This window comes from Amycolatopsis sp. CFH S0740, from assembly GCF_004522315.1.
GTDB classification, from domain to species: Bacteria; Actinomycetota; Actinomycetes; order Mycobacteriales; family Pseudonocardiaceae; genus Amycolatopsis; species Amycolatopsis nivea.
In genome coordinates this window covers 46,983-57,852 of sequence record NZ_SDLS01000007.1, presented here as the reverse complement: position 1 = coordinate 57,852, position 10,870 = coordinate 46,983, and the positions used below count along the sequence as shown (strand labels likewise).

The 10,870-nt window shown below is 70.0% G+C and carries 12 protein-coding genes; 5 read left to right on the top strand and 7 right to left on the bottom strand.

The genetic code is table 11. The features are described from left to right. Positions 1-88 precede the first annotated feature (88 nt). Complete coding sequence (locus EIZ45_RS14555) at positions 89-1,087, bottom strand: aspartyl/asparaginyl beta-hydroxylase domain-containing protein (RefSeq protein ID WP_051728532.1); 999 nt, start codon at positions 1,085-1,087, stop codon at positions 89-91. A 132-nt stretch (positions 1,088-1,219) separates the two neighbouring features. Between EIZ45_RS14555 and EIZ45_RS14550 the strand changes: the two genes are divergently transcribed. Beyond that, entirely contained in the window at positions 1,220-2,155 is a 936-nt protein-coding gene (locus EIZ45_RS14550; protein ID WP_167756449.1) for an oxygenase MpaB family protein, read from the top strand. Here EIZ45_RS14550 and EIZ45_RS14545 read toward each other — a convergent pair. The 3 genes from EIZ45_RS14545 to EIZ45_RS14535 are packed head-to-tail and all read right to left on the bottom strand — an operon-like array spanning position 2,141 to position 4,783. Further along, on the bottom strand, positions 2,141-3,169 hold the full coding sequence (locus EIZ45_RS14545) for a hypothetical protein (protein WP_134662787.1): 1,029 nt from the start codon (positions 3,167-3,169) through the stop codon (positions 2,141-2,143). The two genes, EIZ45_RS14550 and EIZ45_RS14545, sit on opposite strands and share 15 nt — an antisense overlap. Before the next feature lie 13 nt (positions 3,170-3,182). After that, positions 3,183-3,875: a hypothetical protein gene (locus EIZ45_RS14540; protein WP_134662786.1), complete on the bottom strand. Its 693-nt coding sequence runs from the start codon at positions 3,873-3,875 to the stop codon at positions 3,183-3,185. After that, positions 3,872-4,783, bottom strand: a complete 912-nt coding sequence (locus EIZ45_RS14535; protein WP_134662785.1) for an ABC transporter ATP-binding protein — start codon at positions 4,781-4,783, stop codon at positions 3,872-3,874. The genes EIZ45_RS14540 and EIZ45_RS14535 overlap by 4 nt, the downstream gene beginning before the upstream one ends. A gap of 71 nt (positions 4,784-4,854) precedes the next feature. On the opposite strand from EIZ45_RS14535, the gene EIZ45_RS14530 reads away from it, so the two are divergent. The 3 genes from EIZ45_RS14530 to EIZ45_RS14520 are packed head-to-tail and all read left to right on the top strand — an operon-like array spanning position 4,855 to position 6,777. Then, a complete protein-coding gene (locus EIZ45_RS14530; RefSeq protein ID WP_037806238.1) occupies positions 4,855-5,154 on the top strand; it encodes a PadR family transcriptional regulator in 300 nt (99 codons plus the stop codon). Beyond that, positions 5,151-5,921, top strand: coding sequence for a hypothetical protein (locus EIZ45_RS14525; protein ID WP_134662784.1), 771 nt, complete (start codon positions 5,151-5,153; stop codon positions 5,919-5,921). The genes EIZ45_RS14530 and EIZ45_RS14525 overlap by 4 nt, the downstream gene beginning before the upstream one ends. Positions 5,922-5,925: 4 nt before the next feature. Then, on the top strand, positions 5,926-6,777 hold the full coding sequence (locus EIZ45_RS14520; protein WP_134662783.1) for a hypothetical protein: 852 nt from the start codon (positions 5,926-5,928) through the stop codon (positions 6,775-6,777). Here the strand turns inward: EIZ45_RS14520 and EIZ45_RS14515 are convergent. The 3 genes from EIZ45_RS14515 to EIZ45_RS14505 all read right to left on the bottom strand — a co-directional run bounded on the left by EIZ45_RS14515 (position 6,741) and on the right by EIZ45_RS14505 (position 9,790). After that, a complete protein-coding gene (locus EIZ45_RS14515; RefSeq protein ID WP_051728529.1) occupies positions 6,741-7,571 on the bottom strand; it encodes a S9 family peptidase in 831 nt (276 codons plus the stop codon). The genes EIZ45_RS14520 and EIZ45_RS14515 overlap by 37 nt on opposite strands. A gap of 208 nt (positions 7,572-7,779) precedes the next feature. After that, positions 7,780-8,340, bottom strand: a complete 561-nt coding sequence (locus EIZ45_RS14510) for an isochorismatase family protein (RefSeq protein ID WP_037806232.1) — start codon at positions 8,338-8,340, stop codon at positions 7,780-7,782. A gap of 37 nt (positions 8,341-8,377) precedes the next feature. After that, positions 8,378-9,790: an MFS transporter gene (locus EIZ45_RS14505; protein WP_037806231.1), complete on the bottom strand. Its 1,413-nt coding sequence runs from the start codon at positions 9,788-9,790 to the stop codon at positions 8,378-8,380. A gap of 176 nt (positions 9,791-9,966) precedes the next feature. Between EIZ45_RS14505 and EIZ45_RS14500 the strand changes: the two genes are divergently transcribed. Next, positions 9,967-10,830: a helix-turn-helix domain-containing protein gene (locus EIZ45_RS14500; protein WP_037806228.1), complete on the top strand. Its 864-nt coding sequence runs from the start codon at positions 9,967-9,969 to the stop codon at positions 10,828-10,830. Positions 10,831-10,870 lie beyond the last annotated feature (40 nt).

The following is a 10,870-nucleotide window of genomic DNA, read 5'->3' as shown; positions in this document are numbered from 1 at the left end:
CAGAGCATTTCGCGGATCTCATGCCGGAGCAGGAGCCGCGAAAAGTGCGCCGCACCCACCGGTGCGGCGCACGTGCGGTTTCGCCGGTTCAGCTCGCCAGCGCGGGCTGCTCCCGGACCGCCTCGATCACCTGGTTGCCGCGCCGGTAGCGGAACACGATCCGCGGCGCTGGGCCGGCCGGGTCCAGCACCATGCTCTGTTCGTGCGTCCAGCACAGCGGGCGGAACTCGCGGTCCCCGATGTGGGCGAGCGCGGTCTCGTGCTCGCCCAGCCGCAGGACGAGCCGGTCGTCCTGTACTCGCAGTTCTGCTTCGGCGTCCTCGCCGGAATCCCATTCTTCCGCGGTGGGCAGTTCCGGATGCGGTTTCAGGAAAGCGGCCGGCATCCGGATCGTTCCGTGCACGCTGCGCAGCTGACCCGGCAGCGCGCGTTCCTCCCGGAAGAACAGCACCTCGTCCTCGGCGATCTGCGCGCGTACGTCCGGCGGGAAGAGGTCGAAAAGCCCGGGCGCGACGTAACAGTCGATGATCAGGTGGACACGCGCCGCGGAACCGCGATTGTAGAGCGAATGCGGAAGCCCGAAATTCGCGTACCAGAATTCGCTCGGCTTCCACCGCTGGTCGGCGCCGTTGATGGTCAGCACCGCGTCGTCGCTGGTTTCCACCGGAATGTGCAGTCGCACCCATCCGACCGGCAGGCCGTACGGGCTGTCAGTGTGTTCTTGAACTTCCGCGCCTGCAGCCAGCGAACTGAACCGCACGCCGCGGATCGGCACGTCCATGCTGTCGAGGATTTCCCGCACGTACGGGGTCAGTTCCAGGTAGGAGGTGTCGGCGAAGTCCTCCAGTCCGCCCGCGTTGCGGCCGATTTTCTCCAGGTCGCCGCCAGGGCAGCGCAGCACCAGGACATCCCAGCCGGTCTGCTCGCCCTCCGCCGGCTCCGCGTCCGCGGCGGCCGGGTTGGCATGGATGAGGAAGTGCTTCTCCACCGCGGCCAAGTCCGCGCGCAGCCGCTCCGGCTCGATGACGGGCAGCAGCTTGACCGCATCCGGCGGGCCTGCTGGCCGGGTTGCCGTGGACGTTCCCATGTGCTCGCCTTTCACCGGTGCGCAGCCGGATATCGGGGATTCGGCGGAAGCGCGGCGGCGCGGGCATTCACGCCGTGCGCATTATGCCGGTCATCGTACTACGGAAAAATGGCGCGCGGGACAGTTTTCCGATTGCGGCGAATTACGATTATTGCGCTCGCCGGCCGCGCCGGAGACGAACTCGGCGTATGCTGGCGGGCGATGGCAAATCCCGAACCGCTCGGCGCGGGAAGCGTGATGTGGGACGTCGCGGGGGAGCTGCGCGCGTTCCTCGTCATTCCCTCCACTCTGCTGCTGCAGGTGATGCATCCGGTGGTCGGGGCGGCGGTGAGCGCGCATTCGGCGTTCCGCACCGACCAGTGGGGCCGGGCGAGCCGCACGTCGGATTCGATGCTGCGCTACATCTACGGCGGCGAGCTGGCCCTCGCCGAGGCGCGCCGGCTGCGCGAGCTGCACAAGCCCTTCCATGGCGTGGACGAGCACGGCCGCCGCTACCACGCGCTGAACGGCGCGGCCTACGCCTGGGTTAACGCGACGCTGGCAGAGCGGTACCTGACCTCGTGCGCGCTGTTCGGGCCGGAGCTGTCGGCGCGGCAACAAGAACGGCTGTACGCCGATGCCGTCCAATTAGGACATGTGCTGGGCGTTCCCGGCCGCGAGATGCCGCCCACGCTGAACGAGTTCCGCGAATACTTCGCGACCATGATCAGCGGGTGCCTCGAACGCTCGGCCGCGGCGCTGGCTGTGCTGTCGGACTTGCGCGATCCGCCGCCGCCACCGGCTGTGCCGCCCGCGCTGTGGCGGCGGCCTGGCCGGATTCTCGGCCGCGCCGCCGGTTTCGTCACCGCCGGCACGTTGCCACCCGAAGTGCGTGATGTGCTGAAGTTGCGCTGGACACCCGCGGACCAGCGCCGCTTCGAGCGGTTCGCGGCCGGTGTCCGCACCTGTGCGCCCTGGTTGCCGGAGAGGCTGCGTTACGTCCCGGCAGTACGGAAAATTCGGACGCGGGCGGCCCGGGCAGGGAAGCCCCGGACCGCCCGCGCGGCGGATGAATCAGGTGCGGAGTGAGGCGGCCCGTCGACGGCCTCCGCGGGGCATGCCGGCCGCCGCGGCGAACGCCAGCAGACCGATCAGCAGCGCAGTGATCAGCGTGATGCTCGCGTATGTTCCGACAGAATCGACTTCCGCTCGGTGGCCAAGTAACTGCCAGATCCGGTCGCGCAGCACCGCCGCGGCCGGAAGCGTCAGCGCGCCCGCGATCACCGCGACGCGGGCGGCCCGCCGGATGCGGCCGGGGCGGGCCGATTCCGCGCCCCGGGGCACCGCGATGTGCAAGACGGCGTTCGAAATCAGGCAGAACGCGAGGAATCCGCCGAACGCGACGAGCACGCTCATGCCGTACAGCAGTGGGGTTTCGCCGCCCTCGCCGAGCGCCTGCATTGAGGCGACCCCGATGCCGGCGAGTGCGCTGAGCAGCACCGCGGACGCGACGATGTGGTCGCGCACGAATCCGAGCGGCCGGTCGATACGCACGCGGGCGACGCGGTGGACCAGTTCGGCCAGGTCGTCGAGCCAGTCGCCGTCCGGACGGCCGGATTCGGTCTGCGGCAACTGCCGCAGCGCCGTCCGGTGCAGCGCGAACGACTCCGCGGCCAGCAGCGCCAGCGGGACCAGGCTCGCGATGAGCCCCGGCGTTTTCGCGTCCCACCGGTCGCGGTCGGCCGCCAGCACGGTCGCGACGACGTCGGTCAGGACGGTCAGCGCGACCAGTGCCGAGCTGACCAGGCAGCCGCGCGCGAGCTGGTTGATCCGGAACACCGGCTGCGGCTGCCCGCGCCGCCACAGCGAGGCTCGCACGACGAGCAGCGCGGTCATCGCGGGCACCAGGAACTCGGTGAACGAGATCATCCCGTGGTACGGGTCGTCCTGCCACGGCGTGCTGGCGCTGATGCTGGGGAACTGGGTGGTCGCGTACGCCCAAGCGGTGAACACGACCCCGGTGAGGACGCTGCACCACAGCGCCCACGCGGCGGGACGGCGGGCCGGGTGCCCGGCCGGGATTTCCAGTGCGTCTGTCGTCACGGCGAACACCTCGTCAGCTGTTGATGTCGCGTCGGGCGAACAGGACCAGCGCCACGACGTCCAGCAGGATGAACGGCACGGTCGCGTGCAGGACCGCGGCGGCCGGGCCGGTGTGGTAGCCGATCACGCCGAGAGTGAAGTCCTGCAGCAGGTTTCCCGGCAGCCACTGGTCCAGTGTCTCCGACCGGCCCTGAAGCACCTTCTCCGCGGGAAGCACCCAGGCGATGGTGATGGCCAGCGCCGCGGGCACCGACCGGGTCAGCACGCCGACGGCGTGCCCGAAAATGGTGAGCGCCACGCAGGCGAGCGCGAACTGCCCGGTCGCCACGGCCATGTCCCGCGCGGTCGCGGCTTCGCCGAAAAGCCCGCTGGCCGCGTACGAAACCAGGCCGATCAGCACCGCGGCGCCGAGTGCCACAGTCACCGAGGCGGCGAGCTTGCCGGCGAACACCGAGAGCCTGGACGGCCGCGAGATCAGCCACGGCCGGATCGTGCCGGTAGAGAAGTCGTTGGCGGCCACCACCGCGCCGCGGCCCATCAGCAGCGTCGCGGTCAGGATCGCCACCTCGCGGAAACCCCACAGCGGCGGATGGCCCTGCGGGCCTGCATTGCTCATCGAAAACAGCGTGAAAACGATGCACAGCAGCAAGAACACCAGGGTGGTGCGGCTGCGCGCGCGCAGGAGTTCGGCGCGGTAGGTGGTCATGAGCGGGCTCCGGCGATCGCGATGTGGAAGGCTTCTTCGAGGGTCGGTGCGAGGTGGGTCAGTTCGATCAGTTCGATGTCGGCTTTGACCGCGGTGCTGAAGATCTGCTGGGCGATGGAGTCGGCCGCGCCGTCGGCGACCGCCCGGATGCCGTCGTCGGTCTGCGCGGCGTCGATGTGTTTCTCCCGCAGCAGAGCGGTCAGCCGCGCGGTGTCCGCCCCGTCGGAGCCGGCGACCCGCACCCGCAGCGTCGGCGGGCCGACGAACGAATCGAACGGGCCGTCGTAGAGGATCCGCCCGCCGTGCAGCAGGGCCAGCGCATCCGCGGTGCCTTCGAGTTCGCGCAGCTGGTGGCTGGAAACCACCACCGCGGAGCCTTCGTCGGCGACCGTCCGGATCATCGCGCGCAGCTGCACGATGGCTTCCGGGTCGAGGGCGTTCGTCGGCTCGTCCAGCAGGAGCAGATCCGGCGATCCCAGCAGCGACTGCGCCATCGCGACCCGCTGCCGGTAACCCTGCGAGAGCGTGCCGGCGCGACGCTTGAGCACGTCGCCGATCTGCGCGAGCTCCACCGCGCGGGCCACCTGGGCAGCGTCCGCTCCGGTCAGTATCCGGTGCATCTCCAGGTTGCGCCGGACGGTCAGCCCGTTGAACAGCGCGGGGGCTTCGATCATCGCCGAGAGCGCGCGGCCGCCGTCGCGGGACGGCCGCACCGTCACGGTGCCCTCGGTCGGCCGGATGAGCCCGGTGACGATGCGCATGAGCGTGGACTTGCCGGCTCCGTTGAGCCCGACCAACGCGGTGACCTGGCCGCGCAGCGGCGCCCAGGACACCGATTGCACCGCGGCAGTGGATCCGAACCTCTTGGAGACGTTGTCCAGGACCACTGGTGTGTCGTTTTCCACCATGACCCGGATAGTACACGGCGCGTACGACGCGGCGCGTACTAGTATGCTGAGAGGCGAGCAAGGGAGAACGGATGCAAGCCAACGACGCGCAGACCCTGGTGCTGTGTGCACTGGCCGACGGCCAGTTGCACGGTTACGCCATCAACAGCGCGATCGAGCAGCTGACCGGCGAACGTCTCGGCGCGGGCAGCCTTTACGGCGCATTGGCCCGGCTGGAGGCGAAGGGGCTGGTCGAATCGCTGGAGGAGCAGGGAAGGCAACGCCCGGTGCAGCTGACCGACCGCGGGCGGGAGGTCCTCGAACGCGAACTGCGGGCGATGGCCCGGGTCGCCGACGCCGGCCTGCGGCGGCTGGGGGTGAACCCGGCATGAGCTGGGCGGCGCGGCTGGTCCGGCTTTATCCGGCGTCGCTGCGCAGCCGCTGGGGCGCGGGGCTGGAAGACGAGGCCCGCGCCGCCGGCTGGCGGCGGCTGCCGAACCTGGTCGTCGGCGCTCTGGACATGTGGGTGCATCCGGTGGTGTGGCCTGCCGATTCGGCCGCGCAGCGGCGCAGCCGGGCTTCCGCACTGGTTTTCGCGGCCGGGCTGAGCGGTTGGCTGCTCGGGCACATCGCCGTCGAAGACTCGCTGCTGCCGGAGAACGTGGTGCATTCGTGGGCGGCGAACGTCAGCGATGTGCTCGTGCTGGCGGGCCTGGTGCTGGTCGTCCCGTTGCCGCGGCTTTCCGTGCGGGCGATGCTCCGCCTGGTCGCGCAAGCCCTGCGCCGGCTCGCGGTGCCGGTCGTCATCGGCGGCGCGGTGTACGTCGCCGCGAACCTGTCCGCCTCGCTTTCGCCGGGCCTGCGCATCACGCTTCTGGTCGGGTGGTGGCTGGCGCTGGTGCTGGGCTCGGTGCAAGTGTGCACCGTCGTCGCGGGCCTCGACCCGGAGGACGTGGTGGCGCCCGAGCCAGGGCGGCTGTGGTGGGGGATCGGCATGGTGGCCGCGGCGCTGGCGGTCGGCGGCGGTGTGGTGCTGTGGTCCACTGTAGTGGACGGCGTGACCGGCCTGCTGCCCCTGGTTCTCGGAGGTGCGCTGCTCGTGCTGACCGCCCTGTGCGGCTGGACCCTGCGCGACCTCTACACCCTTGCCGCCGGCTGACGCCGTGCTCCGGGACTTCGCGAGGCAGGCCGTCGTACGCCCGTTCGCGCTCCTCCTGCGCAACCCGAGCGTTCTCGCCGTCGCGGTGGTTGTGCTGGCTTTTTCTTTGCTGGTCCCGGATCAAGGCATCGCCACCGACGTCTTCCGCCGCGGCTGGCTCTTCGACGACGCTCCCGCGGAAGCATGGTCCCTGATCCGGTCGCCCGCGTTCCTGGCGGTGGCCGCGGGCGGGTTTGCGGGCAAGATCTTGGTCAGCGCGGCCGCTTCGCAGCAGTTGATGCTGGTTTTCCGGGACCGGCGCACGACGTTGTTCGCCACGCTGCGGTCGATCCGCGTGGGCTCCGTCTGCTGGCTTTTCGGTGCGGAACTCGCGCTTTACGTCCTGTGCGCACTGGCCGGCTTGCTCGGGTACCTACCCGCCCTGCTGGTGTGGCGCACTGCCGGGGCGGACCTGACGATTCCGTTGCTGGCCGTCGCCGTGCTGGCCTTCCCGGCCGCCTATGCCGCGGTCTCGGCCGCGATCGTCGCCGCCCCGCTCCCGGTTTCCGTGCGGGAGCGGAGCTCGGTGGTCGCTTCGATGCGGGAACGCCGGATATTCCTGCCCCTCTACGGATTGTTCGCGGTCCGGGTGATTCTGGAAACGATGCTGCTGGGCGTGGCGCCGCTGGTGTTGCTCGATGTCGTCCACAACAAGCCGCTTGCGACGCTCGCGGTCGGTGCGGGTGTGCTGGTGCCGTCGTTGTTGCTGCGGGGGAGTTGCTACGCGTTGATGCTGTACGCCTTGCGCCCGGTTCCGGTGATAGAGCGGGTTTTCGGGCCTTACTTCGCCGATTCCGAGCCGGTCGGGGCGAGATAGCCGGGAGCGGAGAAGGCGGTGCGGACCGCGTCGAGCACCGCGTCGAAGGCCGCCGAGGTCGGGTCGATCAACTCGAAATGCCCGGTGCCCGGAAGGATCGTCAGCCGTGCGTCGCCGCCTTGGGCCAGTGCGGCGGCGTGGAACCGGACGCTCTGGCTCACCGGCACCCGGTCGTCCTGGTCGCCGTGGACCAGGACGCACCGCGCGGCCGACGGCACGAGCCGGATCGGATCGGCCAGGCGGTAGCGGGCGGAAAGACCGTCCGGCGGACCGCCGAGGAGGCGGTGCACCGCGCCGTCGTCGAGGTTGCGCCGGTGACCGTCGACCAGATCGCAGACGCCCGCCAGGGACACCACTCCGTTGACTTCCGTCCGGTTCCCCGGCGCGCCCGGCCCGCCGTCGGGCAACCGGTCCCGTAAAGCCGTCCAGAGCGCGAGATGCCCGCCCGCGGAATGCCCGACCAGCACCGTTGTCTCGCGTCGTGCCCCGACGAGCCGCGGAAGCGCATCGACCGCAGCCGCGACATCGGTGAACGTGCCCGGCCAGCCGCCCGCGTGCTGCCCGACGCGGTGGTATTCGACCGCGACCGTCGTGTAGCCCTGATCCGCGAGCGCCGCGCAGAACGGACGGATATGCGACCGGTCGTATTCCGCGGCCCAAAACCCTCCGTGCACCACTACGGCGATCTGTTCGCCGCCGTGCCACATTTCGAGCACGTGCTCGGATCCGGTGCCGTAATTCTCTATCCGGTCCGCCGGACGCGCACGCAGGGACAGTACATTGGCAAGGCTCATCGGACCGGTCTCCTTGTCCCCGCGTGAATCCGGTTGCGACCTTAGCAAGCACAGCGGAGCCGGACAACAGCTTCCGACGGCCGCGAGCGTAATAGGAGGAAATGTGGTTTATTGTTCCCCCAAATAGCGCGTCGAGCCCACGAAAAAGGCCGTTGGCCGGGTCATCCCTGGGGGGAAGAAGACCCGGCCAACGGCCGCGCGCCCGATATCAGTGAGAGTTCTTCAGGTGATCGATGATCTCCTGTGCGGTACCGCTCTCACCGAGCATCGGGAAGATCCGCTCGATGCTGTTCCGGTGCGTTTCGGCGTTCAGGTCGGTCATCGCGTCCACCGCGAGCGTGACGTGATAGCCGCGTTCGTGCGCCGCACGGGCGGTGGACTCGACGCCGATGCTGGTGGCGATGCCGGCCAGCACGACCTGGGTGACGCCGAGCCGGCGCAGCCGAAGGTCGAGCGACGTCCCGTAGAACGCGCCCCAGTTCGGCTTCGTCACGACATGATCGCCGGGCTGCCGGTCCAGTTCGGGCACGAACTCGGCGAAGTCGGCAGGCAACTCGCCGCCGCCGGCGGGAGCGTCGGTGCGGCCAGGAGCGCCGCCGTCGACGTTGACCAGCACCACCGGCAGGTCGTGCCGGTGGAAGGCGGCGAGCAGCTGGTTGCTGCGCTCGACGATGTCCGCGGCCGGGTGGACGGTGGGCAGTGCCACGATGCCTTTCTGGAGGTCGATCACGATCAGTGCGGTGGTGCGGTCCAGCGTGGTGATGGCCACGGGTTCTCTTCTCCTTGTTGTCGTACTGCTGAAAAGGTCAGGAAGTCTTGTCCGGCGCGGGTTTCCGCAGTTCCCGGTCGAACACCACGGTCAGGATGGTCGCCGCGGAGCCGAAGGTGAGGATCAACGCCAGTTCGTGCAGCCCGGCATCGGTGGCCTGTTCGCCGAAGGTCAGGCTGATCAGGCTGGCCGACGCGATCGCCCCGAGGTAGGAGAACGTGCGCAGCAGCCCGGCGGCCGAGCCGGTGTGCGAAGCCGGTGCCTGCCGGTACATCGCGGCCTGGTTGCTCACCGCGTTGAGCCCGTTCTGCAGCCCGAACACGAGGCTCGTCACGATCAGCAGCCACAGCGGCGAATCCGCGTGCAGCAGCAACAGGCACGCGCTGGCCGCGGTCAGCGCGATCGTGCCTGCCAGCAGCGGGCCCCACGCCCCGCACCGGGCGATCAGCGCCGAACCGGCGGCGGCCACGACGAAGCACGGCACCATCAGCAGACCGGTCGTGGAGCTCGAGAAGTGCGCGCTCTGCTCCAGCCACATCGTCCAGCCGTAGAGGAAGCAGTACGTCACCAGCATGGTGACCGCGTACCGCAGATAAGTCGTGGTCAACGCCCGGTTCGTGGCCAGCATCCGCACGTCGAGGAACGGCGTGGGATTCCGCAGTTCCCACCAGACCAGCACGCCAAGCAGCACCGCGGCGCCGCCGAGCAGCCACCAGCGAGGCGCGCTCAGGTCCATCAGGAATACCAGCAGGCCGATCAGCACGACCGCGAACAGCGCCATTCCGGCCGGGTCGAAACTGCGCAGCCGCGAAGTGCCGCGCTCGTTCGGTTCGTCGGCGGGCAGCCAGCGCAGAGCGCACAGCACGCTGATCGCCGCCAGGGGAAGGTTGACGACGAAGGTGGCCCGCCAGCCGCCGATCGCGATCAGCAGACCGCCCAGTGGCGGACCGACCGCCATGCTGGTCCAGCCAGCGATCGCCAGCGCGCTCAGCACGCCGCCCGGGGCCGGAGTGCGCAGCCGCTCGGATTGCCGCCGCACCATGGCCATCGCCGCCGGATACGCGGCTGAGGTGCCGATCCCGATGATCACCCGCGCAACCACCAGCAGGGACAGCGTCGGCGCGAGAAATCCGAGCAGTCCGCCGAGGCCGACCAGCGCCGAGCCGATCAGGTAGACCCGGCGCGGTCCGAACAGGTCGGCGAGCCGTCCCGCGGTCGGCTGGCCCACCGCGGTCGCCACGTACAGCGCGGAAACCAGCCACGTGGTGGCGTCGGCTCCGACCCCGAACGCCTGGCCGATGGACACCAGTGCGATCGCGATGATCGACGAGTTGACCGGGTTGAGCACGGAGCCGATCGAGGTCGCGGCAGTGAACCGGCCGCCGAACCCCGCCTGTTCCGGCGGCGGGCCCGCCCAGCGGCCGCGCGGCGGCGAAACCGTGCCCGGCATTCGTGTCACGGATCTCCCTTCGGGTCTGCCCGGGTTTCCGGGATGACTTCGACCCTGGCAGCAAGTACCGTCAGGAAGAAGACCGCAGTGTGCATGGCACCACCGTGCCTGCCAGTGAAAGGGACAGGCAGCGTCCGGCAACCACCACACCGGCGAGCCCTGGAAGAGGAGAATCCGTGCCCACGAGCACGCCCGCCCTGCTCGGCGAATTCCTGCTCGCCCGGCGCGCCCGGCTGCGCCCTGCCGACGTCGGGCTCCCCGAGGGCACCGGACTCCGCCGCACGCAGGGGTTGCGCCGGGAGGAACTCGCCACTCTCGCCGGGCTCAGCGTCCAGTACTACATCCGGCTGGAGCAAGGCCGCGAAACCAATCCGAGCGGCGTGGTCCTCGACGGGATCGCGAATGCGCTGCGGCTCAACCGGGAGGAGCACGCGCACCTCTACGCGCTTGCCAACCACACCGCGCAACGCGTGCTGTCACCGGGAAATCCGTCCGAACGCGAGGTGCGGCCGGGCATTCTCCGGCTCCTCGAGACGGTGCGCCCGTGGCCTGCGCATCTGCTGAGCCGAACCAGCGACATCCTCGCCGCGAATCCGGAAGCGCTCGCGCTGTTCCCGGGATTGACGGACTGGCCTGCCGAACGCCGCAATACGATCCGGTACCTGTTCCGGCATCCGGCCGCGCGGGAGCTTTACGTCGATTGGGAGGAAGCCGCGGTCAGCACCGCCGCGCAGCTGCGGTCGCTGCTCGCCGACGCGCCCGAGGCTCCGGACCTGGCCGCGCTGGTCGAGGAACTTTCCCGGGACAGCACGGAATTCTGCCGGCTGTGGCAGCGCTACGATGTCCGCAGCCGGCGCAGCGCCCAAGCCCGGCTGCGGCATCCGGACCTCGGCGAGGTCACGTTCGACTACGAGGTGCTGCGGCTGGGCCCGGGCGGCCAGCGGATGACGATCTACCAGGCCGAACCGGGCAGCGCGGACCACGAGGCGCTGCGGAGGCTCGCGGAGATGGCCTCCCGTGCGGGTGCCGGCGGCGGCTGAGACCGCCGGCACCCGCACGGGAGGCGCTACGGCTCTCGCG